This window comes from Clostridia bacterium (assembly GCA_017620395.1).
Classification (GTDB): Bacteria; Bacillota; Clostridia; order Oscillospirales; family RGIG8002; genus RGIG8002.
This window is the reverse complement of the sequence record JAFZQJ010000027.1, coordinates 61,260-87,755: the sequence shown is the minus strand read 5'-3', so window position 1 is coordinate 87,755 and position 26,496 is coordinate 61,260. Positions and strand designations below refer to the sequence as shown.

Genomic DNA, 26,496 nt, shown 5'->3' with positions numbered 1-26,496 from the left:
TTTTTGTAACTCTTTTGTAACTTTTCGCGGCGTTTCGGGTATTATCAAAGCCGTTTCGACGCATAAATACGGCGTTTGTTTTTCCTAATAATTATTTCACTTGAATTATTCGGATACCTGTGGTATAATTCCGGTATCGTTGTGAAAGAGAGTGATACGATTGAGAATTATCATCGTCGGCTGCGGCAAGATCGGCACGGCTATCATTTCCAGCCTCGTCGCCGAAGGACACGACGTCGTCGCTGTCGACATGGATCCCGCCGTCACCGAAAACATAGGCAATATATACGACGTTATTTCCGTCTGCGGAAACGGCACGGACTTCGAGACTCTTACCGAAGCCGGCGTTGAAAAGGCGGAGCTTTTCGTATCCGTCGCCGGCTCCGACGAAACGAATATGCTCAGCTGCTTTTTCGCCCAGCGCATGGGCGCAAAGCACACCATCGCGCGTATCCGCAACCCCGAATACAACGACAAAAGCATGATCTTCGTCCGCCAGCACCTCGGCCTCGCCGCTTCGATCAATCCCGACTGGCTCGCCGCGCAGGAAATCTTCAGAATACTCAAGCTCCCCGCCGCGGTCAACGTCGAGACCTTCTCCGGCGGCAACCTCGAAATGGTCGAGCTGAAGCTGAAGGCGGGCTCCCCTCTCGACGGCGTCGCACTCTATGACCTTCGCCGCAAGTTCCCGGCGAAGTTCCTTATCTGCGCCGTCCAGCGCGAAGGCAAGGTCTATATCCCCGACGGCAGCTTCGTTCTTCAGAGCGGCGACAGGATCGGCCTGACCGCGCCGCCCGCCGAAATAATCAAACTTCTGAAGATGATGGACGTCGTCAGCCGCCAGACGCGAAGCAGTCTTATACTCGGCGCGAGCCGAATCTCCTTCTACCTCGCGAAACGTCTGCTCTCCGGCGGAAGCAACGTCACGGTCATCGACAAGGATGAGAAACGCTGCCGCGAATTCTCCTCCAAGCTGCCGGCCGCCACGATGATCGTCGGCGACGGAGCCGAGCAGGAGCTTCTCATCGAAGAAGGCATCGACCGCGTAGACGCGTTCCTCGCGCTGACCGGCATGGACGAGGAAAATATACTCATCTCAATTTTCGCCGGCTCGCGCAACGTGCCGAAGGTCGTTTCCAAAGTCAACCGCGACGAGCTTTACGCGATGGCGCAGAACCTCGGGCTCGACAGCGTCATCTCACCCAAGCGCATCGTTTCGGATATAGTTTCGCGCTACGCACGCGCGCTGCAAAACTCCCTCGGCAGCAACGTCGAGACGCTTTATAAGCTGATGGACGGCAGCGTCGAGGCGGTCGAGTTCAAGGTCAGCCCCGATTTCAAGGGCGTCAAGACCGCGCTCAAGGATTTGAAGCTGAAGCCCGGCGTCCTCATCGCCGGCATAATCAAAGGGCGCAAAGCGATGATCCCCACCGGCGACGATATGATCCTTTCCGGCGACAGAGTCGTCGTTATCGTTTCCGGCAAGAAGCTTTTCGACCTTTCGGACATCCTCGCGTAGCACGCGGCGGATGAACAGTTCTTTATGATCGGAGTACCGTTATGAGCGGAGGGTTATTCAAAAAGAAACCGTCTTCCTTCCAAATCATCATATTCGGGTTTATATGCCTGATCCTCGTCGGGACCGCCCTGCTGACGCTTCCCATAGCGACGAACGGCGAAGGCGGCGCGCGCTTTGAAGACGCGCTCTTCACCTCCACATCCGCCGCATGCGTCACCGGACTCGTTACTCAGGACACCGCGAGTTTCTGGTCGCCTTTCGGGCAGGGCGTTATCCTCGTGCTGATACAGATAGGCGGACTCGGCGTCATATCCGTCGCCGCGTTTATCGCTACGATCTCCGGCAGGAAGATCTCCCTTCTCCAGCGCAGCATGCTACAGGACAGCATTTCCGCGCACCAGATAGGCGGCATCGTAAGGATGACGAGCTTTATCTTCAAAGCCGCGCTGATATTCGAGGTTTCCGGCGCGCTGGTGCTGCTGCCGAGCTTCTGCTCGCAGTACGGCGCCGCGGGCATATGGATGTCGTTCTTCCATTCGATCTCCGCTTTCTGCAACGCCGGTTTCGATATTATGGGAGCGCGGACCGGACAGTTCTCTTCGCTGACGTCGTTCGGAAGCAATCCCGGCGTAGTCATTCCGCTGTCGCTGCTGATAATCATAGGCGGCATCGGCTTCCTGACGTGGGACGATATTTACACGCATAAGCATCACTTCAAGAGATACAGAACGCAGACAAAGGTCGTGCTCGTCACCTCCGGACTGCTTATACTAATTCCCGCCGTGATGCTGTTTTTCGGCGAATACGCCGATCATCCGATGGGCGACCGCATTTGTCTGTCGCTTTTCCAGGCGATAACGCCGAGGACCGCGGGCTTCAACACCGCGGACCTTACCGCGCTCACGAGCGCCGGACGTATGCTCATCATCGTCCTCATGATCATCGGCGGCTCGCCCGGTTCGACCGCCGGCGGTATGAAAACCACTACGCTTGCCGTCCTCTGCTCAAGCTCGTTTTCGGTCTTCCGCAGAAAGAAAAGCCCTGAGATGTTCGGCAGGCGCATCGAGGACAGCACGGTCAAAAGCGCCGCCGCGCTGCTGATAATGTATTTGTTCCTCGCACTTACCGGAGCCGCGGCGATCAGTTTTATCGACGGTCTGCCGCTCGGCAGTTGTATTTTTGAAACCGCGTCGGCAATCGGTACGGTCGGCCTGACGCTCGGAATAACGCCCGCGCTCAGTTTTGCGTCGCATATGATTCTTATACTGCTGATGTTCTTCGGGCGCGTGGGCGGTTTGACGCTGATGTACGCCGCCGTCAACAGCAAAGGCGGAGACGTTTCACAGCGTCCGGTCGGAAGGATCAGCGTCGGCTGATCGAGAATAAGGAGATGTTATTATGAAATCAATCCTGTTGATAGGCCTCAGTAATTTCGGCCGCCTGGTCGCGAAACAACTCAGCGATCTCGGACACGAGGTGCTCGCGATCGATCGCGACGAGGAGCGCGTGAACGCCGTTCTCCCCTTCGTCACCGACGCGCAGATCGGCGACAGCACGAACGAAATGTTCCTCGAATCGCTCGGCGTAAACAACTTCGACGTCTGCATCGTCGCTATAGGCAACGACTTCCAGAGCTCGCTCGAAACGACCTCCCTGCTCAAAGAGCTGGGCGGCAAACTCGTCGTTTCCCGCGCCGACAGAGAGGTGCAGGCGAAGTTCCTGCTGCGCAACGGCGCGGATGAAGTCATCAACCCCGAGAAACAGATCGCCGAATGGGCTGCTATACGCTACTCCTCAGATCACATCCTCGACTACATACGCCTTGACGAAGGACACGCCATATTCGAAGTCACGGTTCCGAAAGACTGGATCGGCAAATCCGTCGGTCAGATCGACATCCGCAAAAAGTACGGAATCAACATTCTCGCCGTCAAAGAGAACGGCGATATGAAACTTTCGGTCACGCCGGAGACCCTCCTCGACGAGCACAAGACGATGCTCGTCCTCGGCGACCGCAAGGCGCTGCAGAAGTGTTTCAAGATCTAAGCTATAATACGCTTTCGCTGAACGCGAAAACGGTTTTGAGGTGCGTTCGTTTATGAATCGCAAAATGGTATTCAATACCCTCGGCAGAATGTCGCTCGCATGCGCGGTGTGTCTTCTGTTCCCCGCCGTCGTATCGCTGATATACGGCGAACAGAAGTCAATGCAGTCTTTTATCGCCGTTTCGGCGGGAGCCGCGCTGCTCGGCCTTCTGCTGCTTTTGATATTCAGATCTAAAAACCACGTCATATACGCGAAAGAGGGTTTCGCAATCGCGGCGCTGAGCTGGATAGGTATGTCAGCCATAGGCGCTCTCCCCTTCGTCATCAGCGGCGCCATACCGAACTACGTCAACGCGTTTTTTGAAACGGTCAGCGGTTTTACGACTACCGGCGCCTCCATCCTCGAGGACGTCGAAACGCTCTCGCACGGGATGCATTTCTGGCGAAGCTTCACCCACTGGCTCGGCGGTATGGGCGTTATAGTGCTCCTCATGGCGGTCGTACGCAACGTTTCCGACCGCTCGATACACCTGATGCGCGCCGAAATGCCGGGTCACGCCGTTGGCAAGCTCGTGCCGAAGGCCCGCGACACCGCGAAGATCCTCTATTATATCTACATAGCGCTCACGCTTACCGAAGTCGCGTTTCTCTGGGCGGGCGATATGAATCTTTTCGAGGCGCTCGTCCACACGTTCGGAACCGCGGGCACCGGCGGCTTCAGTATAAAGAACGCTTCGATAGGCGCGTACAGCACGTATTCGCAGATAGTCATCACGGTATTTATGCTGGTGTTCGGCGTAAATTTCAACCTCTATTTCCTGCTGCTGATGCGCAAGTTCCGCACCGTGTTCAGGAGTTCTGAGCTGCGGCTCTATCTTTCCTTATTCGTCATCGGCGCCGCGATAATCACCTGGAACGTCAGCTCGATGTACGCCACGCTCGGCGAAGCGATCAAAGACTCGGCATTCTCGGTGTCGTCGATAATCACCACCACCGGTTACACGACGACGGATATGAACGCGTGGCCGTCACTTTCAAAGGGCATCCTGCTCACGCTGATGTGTATCGGAAGCTGCGCCGGCTCGACCGCCGGCGGATTGAAGGTCTCGCGCGTCATTCTGATTTTCAAGCAGATAACGCGCGAAGTCAAGCATATGCTTCATCCGCGTTCGATCAGCGCGATAAAATTCGAGGAAAAAGACGTCGACGAAGCGACGCAGAAGAGCGTAACGGTTTACCTCGCGTTTTACGTTCTTTGTCTGGTAACGGCTTTCCTGCTTATCTCGTGGGAGCGTTTCGGATTCGAAACGAATCTGACGGCGACTATTTCCTGCTTCAACAACATCGGCCCGTTCTTCGGAACGCAGTCCTGCTACGCGAATTATTCGGCGTTCTCGAAGATAGTTCTCTCAGCAATGATGATGCTCGGAAGATTGGAGATATTCCCCCTGATTATCGGCCTTTCGCGGGCAACGTGGAAGAAATAATTACGGCGCATATGACAAAACGCCCTCGGGATTAGGGCGTTGTTTTATGCTTTGAATCAGGGCGCGGTCATTTCAGTTTAGCTGTTTCCGCGACCGCAAGAGCGTCGCACCGCTCGTTTTCGGGGTGGCCGTTGTGACCGCGGATCCAGACGAAAGCGACGTCGTGCGTTTCGAGAAGCGGGAGCAGCTTTTGCCAGAGGTCGACGTTCAGCGCCGGTTTCCCGTCCGCTTTGCGCCAGTTCTTCGCCTGCCAGGCGTAGACCCATCGCTGTTCAATGGCGTTGGCAACGTACTGCGAATCCGTCGTAAGCGTTACCCTGCACGGTTTTTTCAGCGCGGAGAGCGCCTCAATGACGGCGGTCAGCTCCATGCGGTTGTTCGTCGTTTCCTTTTCGCCGCCGGCGAGTTCCTTTTCCCTGCCGTTATGGCGGAGGATCGCTCCCCATCCGCCCGCGCCCGGATTTCCGGAGCAGGCGCCGTCGGTGAAAATCTCAACGTGCGGACGCGTCATTTCCATATGTGCAGTCTTCCCGCGTCGTGCTCGCTCTTAAGCAGTATTACCGACAGCGGCAGCACGAACACGCCGATAACTCCGAAAAGTTCAAGCCCGAGATAGAGCGCGAGCAGAGCGACGAACGGATGAATTCCGACCTGCTTGCCGATCAGCTTCGGCTCGATGAGATTTCTGACGAACGTCAGCACGACGTAAGCGATTATCAGCGCGATACCGAACCAGACGTCACCGCCGATAATGCTGATTATTGACCACGGGATAAAAACGATCCCCAAGCCCAATACCGGCAGCAGATCGACGAGCGCGATAAGGAAAGAAATAAGCACCGCGTGATCCACCTTCAGTATCAGGAACAACGCCACCATGGCGACAAAGTAGAACGCGAAGATTATCGCATAAGTCTTGATGTATCCCCAGACCGTCGTCTTCATGAACACCTTGACGTTCAGCATCGTTTTCTGATACCGCGGCGAAAGCTGCCGCATCACGAACGCTCTTATACGAACGTAGTCCGCGCTGAGCAGCACCGTCGCGACTACCATGATGAAGAATCCGAACAGGAACGACGACGCGTTGGATACTATGCCTGAAACGATATTCTGCACGTCAAGCGTCTCCGACAGGGATTTCGTCATATTCGAAACAAGCTTGTTAAAGTCGAAAGCGTCACGCAGTACGGCGGGAAGACCTATCCTGTCAAGGAACGATTCGTAGGACGCGATCACTTTTTCCCACTTTTCCGGCATGCTGTTCAACAGCCGGCTGACGTCCTTTACGAGATCAGAAGCCTCGCTGAGAACGACCGTTATAACGAAGTAGAAAAGCAATACGATAAGCCCAATCGCGAGAATGACTATGATCGGACCGCCTATCTTTCTCGGTATCTTCAGCTTTCGTTCGCAGAAGTTAACAAGCGGATTGGTGATAAGCACTATGAAAAACGCGAATATGAACGGCATAAACAATCCCGGCAGATAGCGCAGCCCGAAATATGCCAGCACAACGCAAACCGCGATAAATGCGATATTGATCAAGAACTTGACTTTTCGGTTTTCAGCCAGCGAAGTCATGCGTTCACATCCTTTCACTTTTATATTATACACGCCATTTTGAGTAATTACAATAAAAAATTGTCAAAACTTGGGTGTTATTTTTAAGGCAGGCGGTTATTCATGCGCCCGTAATCGTCTTCGGTCACGAATCCTATATCCGTATAGTTCTCCGGAACTCCTCCGACAATGACGGTTTCCGCAAGATTGAAAGCGCAGGTCGACTGCGTGTCGACGCGGTAGGTTGCGGCGAGCAGCGTGAAGGTGACGACGACCTTCATAGTGATGCGGTGAAGCGTCTGGTTGATGCCCGCCGATAGGAACTCGCTCTCGAAATCCACGTCGACCGTGCCGACGGAATCGAGCCGGACCGTTACGGTAATACCCCTGCCCGCGAACAGCTCGCCCGCCAGGCTTCCCAGCGACATCCTCACGCTCGCGGCAGGCCTCTCTCCGAGTTCGTCCGCGACGGCCTCTCCCACCGCGAGGCGAAGCGCGTTCAGCTTAGCCGCGTCGGCGCGGAGCGACACCGCCTTGCCGTCGGCTGCGTACGCAACCGAAACGACGTCGCCGTACTCAGGCTTATTCTCCGCAAAAACGCGAACGACGCCGCGCGTTATCGCATCCGAGCCGAGACGTCTTCCCTCCATTTCGACCAGCGCCGCGACGTACGGGCGCATACGCGCGCGAATGATCAACAGCGCCGCGATTACCAGCGCCGCGCAGAGTATGATCCTCAAGCGCCTACGGCGTTTTTTCATAATCTCGCCCTCCCCACCTCATTTTATGAAGCGAAAAGCGGCTTGTTTCCGAATAATTGAGGCGTTCGCGCGGGAAAAATACGCTAAAGGAGGCGGAATAATGCTCGTTTCTTTTATACGCACAATAACGATATACGTACTGCTCATGCTCGCGATGCGGCTGATGGGAAAACGCCAGCTCGGAGATCTTCAGCCCGGCGAGCTGATCATCACCATAATTATCTCCGACCTTGCGGCGATACCGATAACAAACACGGGAATACCGCTTATGCAGGGGTTGATACCGCTTATCACGCTCGTTATTTGCGAGCTCGCCGTTTCGGCGATAAGTCTGCGTTCGGCGGGATTCCGACGCCGCGCGCTCGGCTCGCCGATAGTCGTTATCGATAACGGTACGGTCGTGCAGAATAACCTGCTTCGTCTGCGTTTCACTCTCGACGACCTGCTCGGGGAGGTACGCAACTGCGGCTGCGCCTTGTTCTCGGACGTCGCTTTCGCTATAGTGGAAACTGACGGAAAGATCAGCGTCATTCCGGCGGACGCCTCCGCGCCGCCGCCGAAAACGCTGCCGAGAATGGTCGTCAGCGACGGAAAAATTGATATAAACGAACTGAAAGCGGCCGGAGTCGGAAAAAACGAACTTACGGCCGCGTTGAACGCCGAAAACTTCGCCCTCGGCGACGTGTTTTACTGTTTCAGCCTCGGCGACGGAAAATTCGATATAGTCGGGAGAGATGCGAAATGAAGCGTATTGCGATAGCCGTTCCCGTCCTGCTTGCGATAATAATAGGTTCAAGCCTCGCGTGTCTCTTCTTTCTGCGCCGTACCGAGGCGGACGCCGGCGCTTTTATAGAAAGAGCGGAGAGCGCGGCGATGAGCGAGGACTACGCCGCCTGTCTGCGGACGCTTGAAGAGTTCGGCGACTTCTGGGACGATCGCGAGCCGTATTATCTGCTTTTCGTACGGCACGAGGAAATGCACGACATAAGAATCGGCATCGAGCAAATGAAAGGATTTGCTCAATGCCGGGACAAAAGCGGTATTATAGGCGAACTGCGTATGCTGAAAGCGATGCTGGCGCATATCACCGAAAGCGAAACGCCGCTGCTGCGAAATATACTCTGATCACTTTATCAGTTTGACAAGCGAAATATAAACGTCGTGAGGATTTTTCAGGAAGTTGCGCTTCATATCCTCGGCGGTCATCTCGTCGCCCGCCTCAAGTTTGACGTTGAAAAGCTCCCTGCCCCCGAGAATGAAGCGCATACGGACGAAGCATCCCAGCTCATGCGGCTCTATCGTGCAGATCGCCCTGCCGCCGCTTCTCGCGGCGAGCACGGCGGCGTATACTTTTTCACATACGGCAAGCGGAAGACTCGCTCCGAGCAGACGGTCCGCGTTTTTGCCGTCCTCGGTTATGTAAAACACTATCCTGCCGTCCTCGGTCTCCTTGCGGACGTGGCCGTTTTCGCACAGGTCGTTGACGGCTATCGCGTAATCAAAGTAATTGACGTAGCCGTCCGTGAGCATTCCGTCGGTAAGATCCGACATCGCTATAGGGTTGTCAAGTTCATTCAGGACGCGGCAAATCAGGATTTTTACGTCGTTGATATTGCTGAGTCCGCCGGGTTCAACTCTCATATTTATCACCAACCATATTTTAACAAATCATATCCCGTCTGTCAACTGCGCCGGCATAAGTTTCACCAAAGGAGGCAAAAATATCATTGCGCGGGTATATTTTCCGTACTCGTGCAATATCTTTTACAAAAAGGGTGGTAACCATGCAGAAAAACGCGGTTGAATCCGAGCCTTCTCTCTTCGATGAAATCGAGGAAGCGAAAAACGAACTGGCGCGGCTGTATTGCCGGTTCGATTACGAAAACGATCCCGAAAGAATGGACGAGATAATCTTTCTTCTCTGCGCCGCGGAAAGCAAATACGGCGCTCTGATGGACAAGGCGCGCCGCAAGGCGAGCTGAATGGGAAAGGACATATTTATGAACACGTTTTGGACTGTCGTCGGCGCTTCGGCACTGTTTGCGCTGTCGTTTTTTCTCACCGCCGCGGGCGGCTCGAAAAAGCGGCGCTTCTTCGCGGGAGGACTCGGTGGTCTTTCCCTGCTCTGCGCGTTCAATCTCGCGGCGGGGCTGACCGGCATTTCAGTCGGACTCAACGCGATAAGTCTTTCGGCGTCGTTCCTGCTCGGCGCGCCGGGCACGTTCGCAGTCGTCGCGGCGGAAATACTGCTGTGATCACTTCTCCAGCTTCCTGAGCAGCTTCATCTTCTTCTCCCCTTCTTTGCCCGAATACGGGTGTTCGCGGAGCGGAATGTTGAAGTGCGTTTTACCCGTCAGCACGGTCGAGGGATGCGTGAACTCGCGGAAGCCCCACTCCCCGTGGTAGGCGCCCATACCGGAATGCCCGGTGCCGTTGAACGGCACGCCCTTGACCATCATATGAGTACACACTTCGTTGATACAACCGCCGCCGTACTGCTGAGTCGACATGACCTTATTCGCCCACTTCTTATCCGAAGTGAAAACGTACATGGAAAGCGGATGCTCGCGCTCCGCGATTATATCCATAATCCCGTCAACCTCGGCATCCTTGAACGGAACGACCGGCAGCAGCGGGCAGAACAGCTCGTGCCGCACGATATCCTCGTCGGGCTTCACGGGGTAGATAAGCGTCGGTGAAAACCGGCGCGCTTCTTTATTTCCCGTGCCGCCGAAAACGATTCTGCCGGCGTATTCTTCGGTAAGCCGCACGCACTTGTCATAGACGGCGTCCGTGATGAGCTTCGGGTAGTCGGGATTATCCTCCGCCTTCTCGCCTATCTGGCGGACGAATTCTTTTTTGAGCTCCGCGAGGAACTCGTCGGCGACCTCTTCGGCGACGGCGATCTGGTTGACGTTAATGCAGATCTGCCCCGCGTTGCAGAGCTTGAAGAAGGCGATCTTGCGCGCGGCGTCCTTCAGGTCGGCGTCTTTGCGCACGACGCACCAGTTGCCCGTTTCGCCGCCGAGCTCGAGCGCGACGGACGTGAGGTTCTGCGCCGCGGCGGAAAGCACGTGCTTCGCGACCGCGGGCGAACCGGTATAGAATATCTTGTCAAAGCGTTCTGCGAGGCACATATCCGCAACGTCGTGTCCGCCGTCAATAAGGGTGATGTAGTTCTCGGGGAAGGTGTCGGCAATGAGCTTCTGCAGCGCCTTTGTGCTCGCCGCGGACTTTGAGCTCGCCTTGACGACGGCGGTGTTGCCGCCGGCGATACTCGCCGCGAGCACGCCGAGCGTCAGCAGTATCGGGAAGTTGAACGGGCTGATTATCAGCGAAACGCCGTAAGGCATTTTATACACCGTCGTGCGCGTGCTCGGGAAGCACATAAGACCGCTGAAATGTTTTTCGGGCTTCGCCCACTTTTTCACTCCGCGTATGATCTCGTTGATTTCGACGATAACGGGCCCGACGTCGCACAGGTACGCCTCGACAGGGCTTCTGCCGAGGTCTTCGTGAAGCGCGGCCAGAAGCGCGTCTTTATGGTCTATCACGGCTTGCTTGAGCTTTTTCAGCTGCTCGATACGCCACTTGACGTCGAGTGTTTCGCCGCCGCGGAAGTATTTGCGCTGCGCGGCTACTATCCCGCTTATCCTTTCCTGCGTATAAGCCATGTCATTCACCCCTCCCGATGCGGTCAAATATATATTGTATTATATATTGTATTATAACATATCCTACTCGATATTTCAAGCGCTGTGTAATCTAACCCGTCACATTTGCAATCAAAACAAACGGATTATAAACAAATTCAAAAAAATGCGGCGTACGCCGCCGAAATATGCTATAATATGGCGAATACTCTTTCGGGAGAGAATTATGAGCGAAAACACCGTTACGTATAAATCCGCGCACGGCAGACGCAGAGCGCTTGTCGAAGCCGAGAAGCAGCTCAAAGCGCTTATCGGCGTTGATTCGCGTATAGAAAAAGAGGCCGCGCAAGCCGCGGAGGAGTATCTCGAGGAGCTCCGCGCGCTCGCGCTGTGGGAAACTCCGATTGAACGGCTGAACGAATACGCTTCCGGCATCAGAGTATCCGCGCTCAAAAAAGTCGGATACAAGAGCGTTTATCAACTCAAGGACGCGAGCGCCTCTTCCCTTACCCGCATCAAGGGCGTCGGCGGCAAGAGCGCGGACGGGATTGTCCGCAGCGTCCGGCAGATAGTTAAAGACGTAAACGCCTCCACCCGCCTGCGCATCGACCCGAACAACAAATCCGCAAAGCAGGAAGCGCTGATACGCGCGCTCTATCTTTCACGCGAGTTGAAGCAGAACAGCGACGCAGCGAGCGCGGTTTATAAAAGCAATCACGTCGATATTTCTCAGGCGTTGAAAGACACGCGTCCCGCTTCTAACCGCATAAGCTGGCTTTTCAGCTCCGCAGAAACAAAGCGGCGTGTCGGCGAATACCTGCAAAAGGTCGATTTCTACACCGCAGGCGAGTACGGTAACGAAATAAGCGAGCTGATAAGCGGCAGAAACCGCATACTCAAGGCGCAGCACGACGAGTACTGGAGCAGTTTCGCGCGGAACGCCGCCGGCTTCTACTCAACGCTCGACGCCATTCTGAGCGGCAGAAAGCAGGGCGAAGCTTCGGCGACGCGCCGCAAGTACCGCGATATCATCGAGAGGAACGGCCTGCCTAACGAGCTCGCCGTCGCAATCGAAAGCGTACCGCTCGACCTGACCGGGCTGAAATGCACGCTCAGAGCGTATCAGTATTTCGGCGTTCAGTATATAATCAACCAGGGCGCCGTCCTGCTCGGCGACGATATGGGACTCGGCAAGACCGTCCAGGCGATCGCCGCAATGACCGCGATCGAGAACTCCGCCGAAGAAAAGGCGCGCTTCCTCGTCGTCTGCCCCGCCAGCGTCTTCGTCAACTGGTGCCGCGAAATAAACAAGCACAGCTCACTCGACGTCGTCGGACTGCATGGGAAAGACCTTTTTGAAAACCTCGAAAAGTGGCAAAATGAAGGCGGAGTCGGCGTAACGACCTATGAAACCGCGAACAAAATCGACCTCGAGGAAGGTTTACATTACTCGATGCTAGTGGTTGACGAAGCCCATTACATAAAGAATCCGTCCGCAAACCGCACCGTTTCGGTCCTTCGGCTCCGCGCGCACACCGACAGAGTTCTGTTCATGACCGGCACGTCGCTCGAGAACAACGTCGGCGAGATGTGCTTCCTCATTAAATCGCTGAAACCGGAGGTCGAACAGGAGGCTTCGAAATACGCCACGCTTGAACACGCGCTCCTCTTCAGACAGGCGATCTCGTCCGTCTACTTCCGCCGCACGAAAGAGGACGTGCTCGACGAGCTGCCCGAAAAGGTCGAAAAGGAAATGTGGTGCGAGCTGAACGACTCGGAGTCGGAGGCGTACTGCGCTTCCGTCATGAGCAAGAACTTTATGGATATGCGGCGCGTTTCGTGGAGCGCCGCCGATATCGGTGATTCCTCGAAGGCGGACCTTCTCCGCGACCTTTGCGAGCAGGCGGTCAGCGAGGGACGCAAGGTCATCGTCTTCTCCTTCTTTATCAGCACGATCGCCGCGGCGAAGGAGGTCGTCGACGCGCCCGTCTTCGGCCCCATCGACGGCAGCGTTTCCGCGGAAAACAGGCAAAAGATCATCGACGATTTCACCAACTGCGAGACCGGCGCGGTGCTTCTCGCGCAGATACAGGCGGGCGGCACCGGCTTGAATATCCAGGCGGCGAGCGTCATCGTCTTCTGCGAGCCGCAGCTCAAGCCGTCGCTCGAAAGCCAGGCAATCGGCAGGGCTTTCAGAATGGGACAGATAAACAAAGTTATGGTCTACCGGCTGCTCTGCGCCAACACCGTAGACGAGCAGATCGTCAATATACTTAAAGAAAAACAAAGGATGTTCGACAGTTTCGCCGCGGAGTCAGTCAGCGGTCAGGAAAGCCTGAAACTCACCGACAGCGACTACAACGCGATGGTCGACGCGGAATACGAGAAGATATCAAAAGCGAAAGCGCAGCAGTAACATACACACAAAAAAGCCCCGCCGCGGCGGGGCTTTTTTGTGTTTTCGTTCGGAGATTCGACCTCCGTACACTTGACTGAAACCCAATAAACGAACGGTTTATAAGGCCGTTCAAATTTCGGATCATTCGGCCGCCGATTGCATCGCTCGCTCAAACTGCTGCTTGATCTCTGAATAATCGGTGCCCGGACTGCATTCATACAGTTTTTCGTCTCCCGAAAAGATACTGGGCACGCGGTAGTAATCATAGGCATCCGCAATTTCCGGGTTGGCATTTTCTTCGATCCATTCGATATCGACTTTCTCGAAAGACGGGTTTTCCGACTTCAGTTCAAGGACGGCTTCCCTTGCCTTACGGCAATACGGGCAGCCATCAAGATAAAACACCGTCAATTTCAACGTCCTCACGCTCCCCATCCGTTTTTTGACATATCTATCTTCTTGTGTCTATGTTATCAGAAAACTTGACATTTATCAAGACAGTATTTATAATTACAACTTTTTTATCTTTTGCCGAAAACGGGCGGTTTTTTGCGTATTTTTGCGTAAAATCGGTCTTTTGCGCTTGTAAAAACAAGCGCAAAAAAGCCCGCGAAGCCGCATAATAAAGGCTTCGCGGGCGTTTTAGGTGGTGACCCATCGGAGATTCGAACTCCGGACACCTTGATAATTGTTTAAATATCTATCATCTTCGCCGCCTGCCCAACTCCCGCCACAGCAAGAATCTATTAACGGAGTTATTAATTCACACGACTAAGCCGCGACGGCGTTTGTGTTGACGCGTTCTATCGCTTTTCTTATCCCTGCCCAAACCGAAATATCCGTGAACACCTCAACGATACTGCCCTGATCGGTAAACGGCGGCTCCTGCAGAACCGACAGATCCTTCATCAAACCGTTATGCACGATATACTCGACAATCTGGTTGACGAAATATATCTGCCTGCTATCAAGATTAACGTCGTTCAGATACTCGGCGAACGCTTCTTTCGCCGCACTCATATCGAGTCCGACGACTTCGCGGACAAGCTCGCCCAGCGGCTTCTGCCCGTACTCCGCTTCATACTCCTCCCTGGTGCCGACTTCGCTCCAGAGAATCGCCTCCAGGGCCTTGACGTCTTCAGCAGTCAGCGGCTGATTGCTTTTCAGTTTGGCAATCGAGGCGTTGTCCTGATGCTGACGGATATAAAACTCCGCCTTGGCTTTGTAGTTCTTCAAATCGTCGTTCTCGAGCTTCGCTTCATTCCAATCTATTGACAGTATATCGTCGTTAAAATCGGTATCATACAGAATCCTGTTTACCGGGATATACTTCATCAAGTCGCGAAGACTATCGCGGATATACTCAAACTCGTTAATTCCGGCATTGTCAATGTAATCAGTGTGAAGAATCCTGTCAATCAAATCAGACTGCGCCATGATCTCCGGAATATTCGCAACGTTCGCTACTGCCGCGACCTTTTTTATGAGGTCTTTCCGGTAGCGCTCGAAGCCCCTGCCGGCGAGGTACGCTAGTTCGATACCGTACATAAGCGCGTCGAAGCGAAGGGCTTTTACGTCGTCCTCATCGGGAATAATCAGCGGCGCGAGTTCCTGCTTCATCAACAGAGTATCCTCATACGTCAGCGTCCGGTAGTTATCCGGAACGGAATAAAGCTCGACAAACTTCAGGTGTTGGCGAACGGCGAAGTTTTCCCTATTCAATTCCCTGACCTTACCGACCATATCGTCAACGAGCGACTTGCGGAACCCGATAAGCTCGTCGGTCTGGTAAGACAGATCCTGCAACTTGAAAGCGATCTGCGCCTTCAGGCAGAATATCGCGCCCTGAATCGCCGTCGTAGCCGCCGTCGGTCTGCCTTTGTTCATGCGGAAAAACTCGAAGTTACCGCAGAAATCGAAGATATAAAACTTCTCCTTATCCTTCCCGTCCACGAGCGCGGGACAGAGACGGGTTCCGCGCCCGATCATCTGCCAGAACTTCGCCTTGCTCATGACCTTCTTGAAAAAGACGAGGTTCAGGACTTCCGGCACGTCGATGCCGGTATCAAGCATATCAACGGAAATCGCGATTTGCGGCAATTTCTTCGGATCAGAAAACTCGTCTATCGCGCTCTGCGAATAAGTCATATAGTTATCTATGACTTTAGCGAATCCGGGCAGATGCGGATACTCTCTGCCGAAAACCTCAAGGATCTTCTCCGCATGGTAATGGTTCTTAGCGAATATGATGGTCTTGCCGAGCTTTGAGCCATAGTCTATTTTCAAGCCGTTATCCATAAGCACGCGCAGCGCCTCGCGGATAGTATCCTCGTTGAAAAGCCACTCGTTCAGCGCCGTAGAAGAAATACTCTCCGGCAGCTCGCCGTTCTCGTCGACGAAAAGGTTTTCATACGCTTCCTTATCCTCGTCGGAAAGCTCGTCGTAAACGATGCCCTGCTCGATGAACTTCAGCCGCGTTTCGACCGACATGAAATCGACGAGATAACCGTCCCGCACCGCCTGCGCGAGTTCGTAGCCGTAAGTCGGAACGCCGTTTTCGAGCTCGAAAATTTCGTACGTATTCTTATCTATCTCGTCCTTCGGCGTAGCGGTAAGACCAACGAGAGGCGCGTCGAAATAAGTGAAGATATCGCGATACTTGTTATAAATCGAGCGGTGCGCCTCATCGCAAATGACGAGGTCGAAATGCCCGACGGTGAAAAGCTTGCCCTTCTCGTCCTTCGCGGTATCGATGACGTTCATCATCGTCTGATAGGTCGAAAAAACGCAGTGCGCCGTGAAGTTATCCTTCTCCTCGCAGAGATTCGTCGCAGAAAGATCCGGCAGCAGATTGACAAAACTGCGCTTCGCCTGCGTAACGAGCGAGGTGCGGTCGGCGAGGAAGAGGATATTCTTCACCCAGCCGCGCTGCAAAAGAACGTCGCAAAGCCCTATGACCGTCCGCGTCTTGCCGGAACCGGTCGCCATAACGAGCAGCGCTTTGCGGCGGTTTTTATTATCGAAAGCGTCGCAGACGGCTTTGATGGCGCCCTCCTGGTAATAGCGTCCCGCGATATCCCTGTTGACCATCACATGCTTTAGGCTTGTCCGCATAGTCTGCAGGTTAAACAGCTTCTCGAGGTCGCGTTTGGAATAGACCGACGCGACCTTGCGCTCGGGATAGAGGTTGTCCTGTATGCGCGTATCGAACCCGTTGGAAAGGAATATCACAGGGCGGCGGCCGTACTTCTTCTCGAGCAGATCGGCGTAAAGCTTCGCCTGCTGGCGCCCCTTCGCGACGTCGACGCAGGTGCGCTTCGCCTCAAGCACTGCGAGCGCCTTGCCGTCGTCGCCGTAAAGCACGTAATCGGCGTAGCCGACGCCGGACTCGTTGGGCATGCCGTAAAGCTCGACCTCATTGAGCCAGTCCCTGCCCTCGATCCAGCCGGTGTCTTGAAGCATAAAGTCGATATACACCTTGCGCGTCTTATACTCGGAAAGTTCCAGCGGCTTCGGAACGTAGGTCTGCTGCTGCATTTCGCGGCGGGCGGAAAGCTCCGCCTTCATCGCCTTGTTCTCCTCGATCAGCGCGGCAAGGTCGATATCCCGCTCCGGCGCGGGTTGCGGCGCTTCCGGAACCGGCGCAAGCAGCGACTTATCGAACTCGCGCCCCGAATACTCGTCCGAGTAGAAATAGGCGACCTCATCGAGAAAATAAAACAGATTCTCTATGCAAAGCTCCGCCTGCTCCGGCGTGATCTTCCTGCCGCCGTGCATAACGGCGTTGCCGAGCTTGCGGACGAAGTCCATGCGCTTCCAGATATCATCGCCGACGATAGCGCGGAACTTCTCATCGTTCATCAGAGAAACGAGAGTATCCTGATAAGGCATTGACAGCTCGCTGTCAACGGAATACATCCATTTGACCGCGAATTCCATCGCCCTGCGGCAGTTTGTAACGCAGGAGTCAACGTCTATATGCAGCAGCTTCTCGGCGGCGATCGCCGCGTCGGCGAATCCGTCGAAACGACTGTCTGTTTTTAAGAAATCAAAGTTGGTCATAGAGACCTCCAATATTTTAAAATTGAATTGAAACTCTACTCTTCTCTTCCCTCACCTTTAACTCGCTTATGTTCTTAAATTCCAGTTTCTTATTCAAACGTATCTCATCGAGTTTTTCCTTCCCTAGTATTCTAACGAGATTCCGTAAGAATTTTGGCTCATCTTCCTCTTTATGATAATAAACAGTGATTTCATTAGCAACACCAAAAAGTTCTTCAATTATGTCTCCGTCTGTTTTATCTAATGAGTGCCCAAATATCCTCAGTCGCGTACTATAAGCAGGATAGTCCTGTTTCATTATGCTTTGTATTCTCTCCAAATAATCTAGATCCGTTTTTTTCACAACTCTTTGATAATACTTTTTGAATGGTATAAATGTGGTATCGCCATCCTTCTCATCCTTTTCGTCCGGGTCAACACCAAGCACTATATCACCATCAATCTTGCCGTGAATATGAGCAACATTTGATATGTCATAGAGTTTTTCCATAGCGTTTGTGTAATTAAATGATATTACCATATCAACCTTCGCGAACTCCTCATTGCACCTAAAATTACCGCTCGCTTTGATTTCATCTAATGTTTCGTCGACAAAAACTTTAAAGTACTCCCGCATTATACTTATAAAACCACCCAAATCTTTATAAAGCTCTGTAATTATTTGCTCTCTGTCTATTATAATTTTCGTGCTATCAATTGGATGTCGTTTAATGTATTTCTTGCAAATCCTAATGCCTGTTTTACTATCCACATCATAAAAGAAATCGAAATAGCATAAATACTGTTTTGACACATCGTCTAATAATGTATCATAATAATACTTTTCAGGTTTCTCTTCTTTATTCTTCTCAAAGAAGTCTTCAAACACATCCAATACTGTTTTAATCTCTTGCTCAAAATCAATCCAGTTAATATTCATAAAACCCTTATGATAGAAATAATGCCACCAACAATTCTCTTCACATATTTTTGCAAACTTCCATATGGACTCTTTTTGAATAATAACTTTTTTGTACACCTCTTCATATGCATCAAGACTGTTTTTGGCTTCAGGGCAAATGCCTTGTATATTACTAAGCACGTCATAAATACTAATCTCTGGCAAATAACTTATTAAACCTAAACCGCCATGTTTTGTTACAAAATTCACTATACAACTAACGGACCACAAGAAACATAAATATGTAGTCGGCAGGTTGCAGCTCAAATCAAAGCCGTTTCCTATCATTAAAACTTCCATCATATACCTCTTTAATCTATATCTTCCTTATTTCAAGTCATCTAACTACCGTCCAACTATTAAACGATAGTTACTTATTAATCACCTGTGCCATTCTCTATTCAACTCAGCTTTAACCAACTTCGCTAGTTTTTGAAGTAAAGGTCTGGCATTATTCCAATCCAGTTTTGCAACGCATTCAGTCAATGTATCTAAATAATCGTACCATTCTATAGGAGCATAGGCATACAACTTATGAATTGCGCTGCCGGCTTTTGAGAAGTTTTCTTTATCTTGATAAGCCGTCGCGGTTACTGCGGCGCCTACTTCTGACAAAAAGTATTCATATGCGTTTATTCTCTTCTGCCTTTCTTCATAAATGAATTTTTCTTGCTGTAGTTTTCTTTGGTGACAATTATTTGCAATTTGAGTAAACAACGGAACAAGAATTGACAATGCTAAAGTTATAGTAATTGCAATCCATGGTGCTAAATCTTTAAACTCCATATTAAACCACCTCATCCAAAGTATTTTTGCATTAAGCTGTCAAACAGCAACTGCGCTTCATCAAGCGCCTTTTGAACAGCAAATTTTGATTTGTCTACTTGTGCGACGAAAGAATTGAATGCCAGTTGCTCCTCCAAAGACGGGACTAAGACTTTTGTATTATTGGCATTGGTTATCGTATAAGTTCCGACAGTAGAAACATTTGCGTTTGCTTCAATTTGGTTGCGAACAAAATCCGTTTTGTATTGTTCTACAATAAATCTCTCACTACATACGCCTCTGTTTTTGAACCACAAGGTGTTTCCATCCTTGAAATAGAACTTATCATGCGGTTGGACTATATAGCAAACGCCTAATGTCCCAACGCCAGTAACCATAATATCTCCGGGTTTGGGGACTCCATATTTTGTTTTATATTTTTCGTATAGCTCTACATCAATATAGAGCTCATTGTTAACGAACCCCTCTTTTGCTAATTTAACAATCTCCCTCGCCCTGTAAAAAGGAACGCCTTTTTCACGCCATTCGGATTCAAAAACCCGTTTGCTGGAACCGACATCAAATAACTCAGAAATTGTTTTGATTGGATATTCTTTGGGATTAGTCATAGGATCCCCAAACATCTCGACAAATCGGGCTTTGATGAGATTATCGAGGGTTGAGAGTTCGCGCTGACGTGCGTCAACAATGGATTTTGCCTTTCTCAAAATGCCCACTATTTCCTTTTGCTTTTCAATATTGGGAAGCTCGATTAGAGCATCTGTCAGATTTCCGAGTTTTATATATTTGATTACTCCGCCAATAGATAACTTGCGCAGTTCCTCCACATATCCATCCATAAAATAAAACAGATAAGGCAAATATAGTCTGTCGCTTCCATTATCCTCAATTATGTATGTTCTTTGGTATGCGTCAAACTTTCCGTTATAGTATTTGACATTTAGATCGCCATTACCAGCAACAAGAATGCACTCACAATCATATGAATATGAGGAAATCCGCAAGGGCTCCTTAGAACAAGTAAAAAACGGATATTCGCCATTTTCCGATGAAGCGTTGGCATCAAGCTTTCCAGTTCTAATTCTTGTTAATTCACCGAGTCTAACTTTCATCTAATCATCCCTACAAATCCGAATTTATTTTTCCGTGTAATCTTTTTTAATTGCCATATATCTGCAACTATCAGAATTATTTATGCTAAGCGGGACATGTGGGCAAAGGCAAATGTACCCTTCATTTGAAAGATCATTGATTGCTTTTAAGACTTTCATTTCATCCTCGCTTATTGCCTTTGCTATTTCATGTAAATCTGATCCCTTGTTTTCTTTTATGTAGTCAAATACTCTCTTTTTCATTTCAACATTTCCTCTAGTTCATTCATTGCCGTGGCGATTTCGTTCTCGATCTTCCGGAGTTCCGCCATGATCTCGCTCGTCGGCGGGTATTCGACGGGCTTGTACTCCGTCTTTTTATACTTGTTGATACTCAGATCGTAATCGTTGCCGACGATCTCTTCCTTCGGCACGAAGAAGCTCCGCTCGGTGCGTTCTCTGACCTCCTCGGCCGCGAGGTTACGGAAGCGGGCGATGATATCGGGAATATCGTTCGCATCGACCGGGCTGCGCTTGTCGTCAAGCGAATAGCCGTCCGCCTGCATATCGTAAAACCAAACTTTATCCGTGCCGCCGTGGTTCGTCTTCGTGAAGATCAGGATCCCGGTGGAAACGCCGGCGTAGGGTTTGAATACGCCGGACGGCATCGAGATCACGGCTTCGAGGCGGTTTTCTTCGATCAGCGTCCTGCGGATATCCTTATGCGCCGTTGAAGATCCGAAAAGCACGCCGTCCGGCACGATACAGGCGCAGCGTCCGCCGACGCGCAGCATACGCAGGAACAGCGCGATGAAAAGCAGCTCCGTCTTCTTCGTCTTGCATATCTTCAGCAGGTCCGCCGAGACCGCGTCGGCGTCCAGGCTGCCTTTGAACGGCGGATTGGCGAGAATGAGCGAATACTTATCCTTATCCGGATTCTGCTCGGACAAGCTGTCGCGGTATTCGATAAAGGGATTATCGATCCCGTGGGTCATCATATTCATCGCGCCTATGCGCAGCATCGTCCTGTCCATATCGTAGCCGTGGAACATGTGGTTCATGAAGTGGTCTTTTTTGATCCTGTCAAAAAAGATCTCTTCCTTGCGGCGCTCTTTCAGAAACTCGCCGGCGGCGACGAGGAATCCGGACGTCCCGCAGGCGGGATCGGCAATCACGTCGTCCGCTTTCGGCTCCATCAGCTCGACCATCATTTTGATGACGTGGCGCGGCGTGCGGAACTGTCCGTTGACGCCCGCCGTGGCGATTTTCGCGAGCAGATATTCGTAAACGTCGCCGCGCACGTCCGCGGACTGCGTTTCGTTCATCAGCTTATAGAGCTCGTCAAGCGCGTCCACCACTTTGGAAAGCATCAGCGGGGTGGGCAGTTTGAAGATCGCGTCGTCCATATATTTGGAATACGCGCTGTTTTTGTCGCCGTGCAGATTCTTGATGAAAGGAAACACCCATTCCTGCATGACCGAGTACATACGCGCCGCGGGATAGTCGTGGAACACGCTCCATTTGAGCTGGATTCCGTCGATCTTGCGCTCGCCGATCGTCACCTCGTCCGCAAAAACGCTCTTATACGGCAGCCCGAGCATTGCACTCTCCTTGGCGCGCAGGTTGTCGCTGTCGTCAAGGTCGCGTATGAACATAAGATAGGTGATCTGTTCGATAACGTCAAGCGGGTTAGTAAGGCCGCCCATCCAAAAGATCTCCCAAAGACTGTCTATTCTGTTTTTAAGTTCGCCTGTGATCATAGCACTGACTCCTTGCTGTTTTCCCAAACGTATTTCGTGTATCTGCCGCCGCCGAGCTTGGCGATTTGCCCGTTTTTCAGCAGGTCATTCAGCGCGCGCTGCACCGTGACCTGACTGATATCCGGGCATTCTTTCATTATTTCAGACTTGGTGATCGGCCCGAGCCGTTCCTTGATGATCTCGCGGATCCTCTCCGGTTTGGAATAGTCGCCGTCGATAATCAGAGCTGCGCGTTTTTCGAATTCGCAGTATGCGGCGGCTATGATCCTGAGAAAATAGCGGACAAACGGCGCGTAATCGTTTTCGCCTTCGCGCCAGCCGTATGAGCTTTCACGCAGGGCTTCGCGATACGTTTCCGCACTGTCGGTGATCAGTTGTTCAACGCTGACGTATTTGCCGACCGTGTATCCCGCGCGGCATAGCAGAAGCAGCGTAAGCAGGCGGCTCATGCGTCCGTTGCCGTCGTTGAACGGGCGGACGCACAGGAAATCGAGGACAAACACCGGAATCAGCGCGAGAGCGTCGGTTTCTCCGCCGCGCAGCGCGTCTTCGTACGCAGAGCAAATCGCGTCTACGTACTCCGGCGTTTCAGGTGCGGCGACCGATTGAAAACGCACGTCGCGGCTCCCCTGCTTGTCCGTTTCAACGGCGCAGTCGTCGGAGTTTCTGTAGCTCCCGCCCGTCGGCGAGCCCGTGAATTTGTAAAGATCACGGTGAAGTTGAAGAATCATAGACGAACGCGGAGGGATATATTCATAGCTTTGGTAGATTGTTGAAAGAACGTCGCGATATCCTGCGATTTCTTTTTCGCTTCGCGTTTTAGGATGAGTCTTTCCTTTGACGATCTTTTGCAGGCGGTCGTCGGAAGCGCTGATGCCTTCGATTCCGTTCGAAGCGCCGGCGCTTCGGATTTTGGCGGTTTCAACCAGCTGCGCGAGCGTTTCGGCTTTATCTCCGGTGATTTGGAGTAGCTTGCCTTTGTATTCGTGTATCGCCGTCAAAAGCGAAACTATGTCGGCTGACAGGAGTTTTTCGTATTCTTTTTTGTAATCAAAAAACCTCATCGTCGTCTCCGGTTCAATTCGAGTCTTTTTGCTCATTCTTGTACTGTAGTATTATAGCGTATTTAAAACGATATGTCAAACATTAATTTAATCATCAAGCATAAAAATGATCAAATTAACATCAGCCACAAACGAAACAATTATCGCCATTCTCTGTATGTATTTTCATTTCAAACACCCGCAAAGCCAGTCGTGGTAAGGGTCGGCTGGGTTCGCTTGTGGTATAACTTTTGGTTTAACTCTTGCCGTAAACGGGCGTTTTTTTGCGTATTTTTGCGTAAAATCGGTCTTTTGCCCGCTTGTGAAAACGAGCGCAAAAAAGCCCGCGAAGCCTTATAAATAAAGGGCTCGCGGGCGTTTTCGGTGGTGACCCATCGGAGATTCGAACTCCGGACACCTTGATTAAAAGTCAAGTGCTCTGCCAACTGAGCTAATGGGTCAAAACTCACACCACGATAGTATAGCAACAGAGCGACGGTTTGTCAAGCATTTTTTGTCGTATATCAAACGCAAAAAAGCCTGACAAACCGTTTGGTCTCTTATTGACGTTCTATTGACGTTCGGCGTTACCGGGCTACTCTCCCGGAGGTGAAGGAGTCGCAGGCTCTTCGCCTCCGCCGGGCGAGCTGCTCTCGACTACAACGTCTCCCCCGCTCGACTCCTCGGGTACCGAACCTTCTCCGCCGGGCGCCTCCTCAGAGGCACTGCTTTCCGGCTCCGGCTCGGGCTCCGGTTCGGGCGCCGGAGGTTCGTACGGCTTCGTTCCTTTCTTGTACCAGCCGCCGCCCGAGGCGTAAACGCCGGACGGAGCCTTCGGGAAACTCTTTGCCGGCAGGCCTTGGTGGATGGCTTCCATTACCTTCTTCCAAATCGTTACCGACGGATTTGTGCGGAAACCCTTGACGGTAGTCGGCGAATCGAATCCGGTCCAGGCGGCTGCCACGTAGTACGGAGTATATCCAACGAACCAGCGGTCGCAGTCGTCGTTTGACGTACCGGTCTTGCCGCCGATTTCAAAGCCCTTGAACTTCGCCGGCGTACCGGTACCGGACGAAACGACCGTCTGAAGCAACTTGTTCATAATAAACGCCGTTTGCTCGGTGATCGCCTCCGTTACATTCGGACGTTTTTCGAGTATAAGATTGCCTGCGGAATCGACAACCTTTTCATAGAAGTACGGATCGGCGTGCATTCCGCCGCTGCCGAAAATAGTATATCCGGCGCACAACTCAAGCACGGAAATGCCGTTCGTGAGCTGACCGAGCGCAAGCGGAGCGAGCGCGATGTCGGACAGCGTCTTCCCGTCCCTCTTCTGCGAGTCGACCAAACTGGTGATATGCAGTTTCGTCTTAAGGAACTCATAAGAAACGGAGGTCGTCACAAACTCTTTCATTACTCTGACCGCTATGGTGTTGAGCGAAAGCGCAAGACCGCGTTGAACCGTTATCATTTCACCCGACGGCGTGCCGCTCTGATTCTTCGGCCACTTGCCGTCAACGGGTGAATCCTCGATCTCCAGATTCCACACGATATCTTTCGAATACTCGAACGCGGGTCCGTAAACGCTGAGGGGCTTTATTGACGAGCCCGGCGGACGCAACGACTGCGTAGCGCGGTTGAGAACACGGTTGCCCGTCTTCTCTCTGCCGCCTATTATGCCCCTAACCGCGCCGGTATAATCCATGACAACCATCGCGGATTCGATTTTTTCGCCGTATTTGTTCGTCGCGTTGTTGAACTCGGTCTCGGCGTATTTCTGCTCCATGATATCCTGAATATCCTTATCCATGGTGCAGTAGATGCTCAATCCGCCGGTGTAAACGATGTTCTGCGCGTGACTCTTCTCGTATCCGTACTGCTCCATCAGATCTTTGGTAACCTCTTCAATTACCTGATCGGTGAAGTAGCTCTGTATAAACTCGGGCTGATCTATATTCTTTCTCGGCAGGACCTCGAGCTCCGCGATCTCAGCCTTTGCTTCCGCGTGCTGCTGCGGAGTGATGTAGCCCTGCTGGAGCATCTGATCGAGGACGACGACGGCTCTGTCCCTGTTATTCTGAAGATTCAACTGAGGATTATACTTCGTCGGAGCACGCGTTATGCCCGCGATGCTCGCGCATTCAGCAAGCGTAAGCTCCGAAACATCCTTGTCAAAGTATGAGTTGGCGGCAACCTGAACGCCCGTGTAGGTGCTGCCGAGGTTTATCCTGTTCAGATAGACCTCGAGGATCGTCTTTTTGGAATACTTCTTCTCGAGGTGCGTCGCTCTGACGATCTCCATTATTTTTCGTTTTATAGAGACCTCGTTATCGCCCGTCAGATTTTTTATCAGCTGCTGGTCTATAGTGGAACCGCCGTAGCGGCTGTCGGTTCCGGTAAAAGTGTTCAGGATAGCGCCGAACGTACGCTTCCAGTCGACGCCGCCGTGCTCCCAAAAACGCTGGTCTTCTATAGCGATGAACGCGTTGACCAGATTATCCGGTATGTTCTCAAGATCCACCCATATACAGTTCTCGTTGAGATAAAGCTTTTCTTCAACTACCGGTTCGCCAGTGACGTTGTCCGTGTAATAAATCGTGGAAGTGTATGCGAGACTCAGGTTGTTGAGATCGATGCCGATATCGGGGTTAATAAACTGCGTAATGTATATCAGCACGGTAAGCGCGGTGAAAACGCCGGTAAAAAAGAGTACCAAAAGAAGCGTTCCCACGGTCCTGCCTACCCACTTGACGACCTTGCCCACCTTCGTTTCGCGGAAGGTGCGCCACCAGGCGCGAAGCTTTGAGAACGGTTTTGTGATTATTCTCCAAAAGGCCTTGATCTTATCCCACACGTTTTTCAGGAATCGCTTCATTCGTGACAAGACCCCTTTCTACGCTTATATTATAACACGCGGCGATGTTAATTGAAAGAGTTTTTTTCGTAATGACTATTTTTCGTTATTCCGCGCAGAATATAAAACGATAACAGAACCGACTGTTACGCGCCGATCAACAGCATTGTAACCCCATGTATGTAGGATTGTATACCCGAGGTGATCTGATGAAAAAACGAATAATACTCTCTTCTGTTCTTGCGGTTTCTGCGGTATTGGCGCTGGTAACGCCTCAAATCACAAAACGCGCAGCCTCAATTCCGACGCCGCCCGCGTCGACAGTCTCCGAGGTTGACGGTTACTTCCTTCGTGAATACAACGGTTTGATAGGCGTGTTCAAGCCCGGCATAAGCGAGCCGCTAACCGTTGTCGAGGTTGACACACGCACCCTGCCCGAAAGCGACAGACTTGCGCTGATACGCGGCGTATACGCCGCGGACGACGATGAGCTCAACCGCAGGATAGAAGATTTTTCATCATAGGCGAACGGAC

Annotated in this window: 24 protein-coding genes and 1 tRNA gene; 10 read left to right on the top strand and 15 right to left on the bottom strand. The window is 52.0% G+C overall.

Annotated elements, in window-relative coordinates; genetic code table 11:
* The first annotated feature begins 160 nt into the window (after positions 1–160).
* Genes trkA through J5441_06235 form a run of 4 tightly spaced genes read left to right on the top strand, consistent with a single transcriptional unit; the run spans position 161 to position 5,051 of the window.
* On the top strand, positions 161–1,519 hold the full coding sequence (trkA, locus tag J5441_06250; protein MBO4934749.1) for a Trk system potassium transporter TrkA: 1,359 nt from the start codon (positions 161–163) through the stop codon (positions 1,517–1,519).
* A 41-nt stretch (positions 1,520–1,560) separates the two neighbouring features.
* Complete coding sequence (locus tag J5441_06245; protein ID MBO4934748.1) at positions 1,561–2,895, top strand: Trk family potassium uptake protein; 1,335 nt, start codon at positions 1,561–1,563, stop codon at positions 2,893–2,895.
* A 22-nt stretch (positions 2,896–2,917) separates the two neighbouring features.
* A complete protein-coding gene (locus tag J5441_06240; GenBank protein MBO4934747.1) occupies positions 2,918–3,565 on the top strand; it encodes a TrkA family potassium uptake protein in 648 nt (215 codons plus the stop codon).
* A 52-nt stretch (positions 3,566–3,617) separates the two neighbouring features.
* A complete protein-coding gene (locus J5441_06235; GenBank protein ID MBO4934746.1) occupies positions 3,618–5,051 on the top strand; it encodes a TrkH family potassium uptake protein in 1,434 nt (477 codons plus the stop codon).
* Positions 5,052–5,118: 67 nt separating this feature from the next.
* Here J5441_06235 and rnhA read toward each other — a convergent pair whose 3' ends face one another.
* The 3 genes from rnhA to J5441_06220 form a co-directional block, all read right to left on the bottom strand.
* Positions 5,119–5,562, bottom strand: coding sequence for a ribonuclease HI (rnhA, locus tag J5441_06230; protein MBO4934745.1), 444 nt, complete (start codon positions 5,560–5,562; stop codon positions 5,119–5,121).
* Positions 5,559–6,566, bottom strand: a complete 1,008-nt coding sequence (ytvI, locus tag J5441_06225) for a sporulation integral membrane protein YtvI (protein ID MBO4934744.1) — start codon at positions 6,564–6,566, stop codon at positions 5,559–5,561. Before ytvI ends, rnhA begins: the two co-directional genes overlap by 4 nt.
* A 152-nt stretch (positions 6,567–6,718) precedes the next feature.
* On the bottom strand, positions 6,719–7,375 hold the full coding sequence (locus J5441_06220; protein MBO4934743.1) for a hypothetical protein: 657 nt from the start codon (positions 7,373–7,375) through the stop codon (positions 6,719–6,721).
* Positions 7,376–7,475: 100 nt separating this feature from the next.
* Between J5441_06220 and J5441_06215 the strand changes: the two genes are divergently transcribed.
* Complete coding sequence (locus J5441_06215; protein MBO4934742.1) at positions 7,476–8,120, top strand: DUF421 domain-containing protein; 645 nt, start codon at positions 7,476–7,478, stop codon at positions 8,118–8,120.
* Complete coding sequence (locus tag J5441_06210; protein MBO4934741.1) at positions 8,117–8,500, top strand: DUF4363 family protein; 384 nt, start codon at positions 8,117–8,119, stop codon at positions 8,498–8,500. Before J5441_06215 ends, J5441_06210 begins: the two co-directional genes overlap by 4 nt.
* On the opposite strand, the gene J5441_06205 is transcribed toward J5441_06210, so the two are convergent.
* Entirely contained in the window at positions 8,501–9,016 is a 516-nt protein-coding gene (locus J5441_06205) for a DUF4364 family protein (GenBank protein MBO4934740.1), read from the bottom strand.
* A gap of 143 nt (positions 9,017–9,159) precedes the next feature.
* On the opposite strand from J5441_06205, the gene J5441_06200 reads away from it, so the two are divergent.
* Together J5441_06200 and J5441_06195 are read left to right on the top strand one after the other, a co-directional pair.
* Positions 9,160–9,357 (top strand): hypothetical protein, encoded by a 198-nt coding sequence (locus J5441_06200; protein MBO4934739.1) that lies wholly within the window; start codon positions 9,160–9,162, stop codon positions 9,355–9,357.
* Positions 9,358–9,630: a hypothetical protein gene (locus J5441_06195; protein MBO4934738.1), complete on the top strand. Its 273-nt coding sequence runs from the start codon at positions 9,358–9,360 to the stop codon at positions 9,628–9,630.
* Here J5441_06195 and J5441_06190 read toward each other — a convergent pair whose 3' ends face one another.
* Positions 9,631–11,049: an aldehyde dehydrogenase family protein gene (locus J5441_06190; GenBank protein ID MBO4934737.1), complete on the bottom strand. Its 1,419-nt coding sequence runs from the start codon at positions 11,047–11,049 to the stop codon at positions 9,631–9,633.
* A 205-nt stretch (positions 11,050–11,254) separates the two neighbouring features.
* Here J5441_06190 and J5441_06185 point away from each other — a divergent pair, with 205 nt between their 5' ends.
* Positions 11,255–13,444: a DEAD/DEAH box helicase gene (locus J5441_06185; protein ID MBO4934736.1), complete on the top strand. Its 2,190-nt coding sequence runs from the start codon at positions 11,255–11,257 to the stop codon at positions 13,442–13,444.
* 123 nt (positions 13,445–13,567) lie between these two features.
* Here J5441_06185 and J5441_06180 read toward each other — a convergent pair whose 3' ends face one another.
* The 10 genes from J5441_06180 to J5441_06135 all read right to left on the bottom strand — a co-directional run bounded on the left by J5441_06180 (position 13,568) and on the right by J5441_06135 (position 25,983).
* A complete protein-coding gene (locus J5441_06180) occupies positions 13,568–13,861 on the bottom strand; it encodes a glutathione S-transferase N-terminal domain-containing protein (GenBank protein MBO4934735.1) in 294 nt (97 codons plus the stop codon).
* Between the two features lie 336 nt (positions 13,862–14,197).
* The gene (locus tag J5441_06175) at positions 14,198–17,488 is read right to left on the bottom strand and encodes a DEAD/DEAH box helicase family protein (GenBank protein ID MBO4934734.1); all 3,291 of its coding nucleotides are present in this window, start codon (positions 17,486–17,488) and stop codon (positions 14,198–14,200) included.
* A gap of 16 nt (positions 17,489–17,504) precedes the next feature.
* Positions 17,505–18,728 carry a hypothetical protein gene (locus tag J5441_06170; GenBank protein MBO4934733.1) on the bottom strand — a complete coding sequence of 408 codons (1,224 nt, stop codon included), beginning with the start codon at positions 18,726–18,728 and terminating at the stop codon, positions 17,505–17,507.
* 81 nt (positions 18,729–18,809) lie between these two features.
* The gene (locus J5441_06165) at positions 18,810–19,214 is read right to left on the bottom strand and encodes a hypothetical protein (protein MBO4934732.1); all 405 of its coding nucleotides are present in this window, start codon (positions 19,212–19,214) and stop codon (positions 18,810–18,812) included.
* An 11-nt stretch (positions 19,215–19,225) separates the two neighbouring features.
* Positions 19,226–20,326: a restriction endonuclease subunit S gene (locus J5441_06160; protein MBO4934731.1), complete on the bottom strand. Its 1,101-nt coding sequence runs from the start codon at positions 20,324–20,326 to the stop codon at positions 19,226–19,228.
* Positions 20,327–20,350: 24 nt separating this feature from the next.
* Positions 20,351–20,569 (bottom strand): hypothetical protein, encoded by a 219-nt coding sequence (locus J5441_06155; protein MBO4934730.1) that lies wholly within the window; start codon positions 20,567–20,569, stop codon positions 20,351–20,353.
* Entirely contained in the window at positions 20,566–22,065 is a 1,500-nt protein-coding gene (locus tag J5441_06150) for an SAM-dependent DNA methyltransferase (GenBank protein ID MBO4934729.1), read from the bottom strand. The genes J5441_06155 and J5441_06150 overlap by 4 nt, the downstream gene beginning before the upstream one ends.
* A complete protein-coding gene (locus J5441_06145; GenBank protein ID MBO4934728.1) occupies positions 22,062–23,129 on the bottom strand; it encodes a Fic family protein in 1,068 nt (355 codons plus the stop codon). The genes J5441_06150 and J5441_06145 overlap by 4 nt, the downstream gene beginning before the upstream one ends.
* Before the next feature lie 364 nt (positions 23,130–23,493).
* Positions 23,494–23,569, bottom strand: a tRNA-Lys gene (locus J5441_06140).
* Between the two features lie 134 nt (positions 23,570–23,703).
* Positions 23,704–25,983, bottom strand: a complete 2,280-nt coding sequence (locus J5441_06135; GenBank protein MBO4934727.1) for a transglycosylase domain-containing protein — start codon at positions 25,981–25,983, stop codon at positions 23,704–23,706.
* 188 nt (positions 25,984–26,171) lie between these two features.
* On the opposite strand from J5441_06135, the gene J5441_06130 reads away from it, so the two are divergent.
* The gene (locus tag J5441_06130; protein MBO4934726.1) at positions 26,172–26,486 is read left to right on the top strand and encodes a hypothetical protein; all 315 of its coding nucleotides are present in this window, start codon (positions 26,172–26,174) and stop codon (positions 26,484–26,486) included.
* The last annotated feature ends 10 nt before the right edge of the window (positions 26,487–26,496 follow it).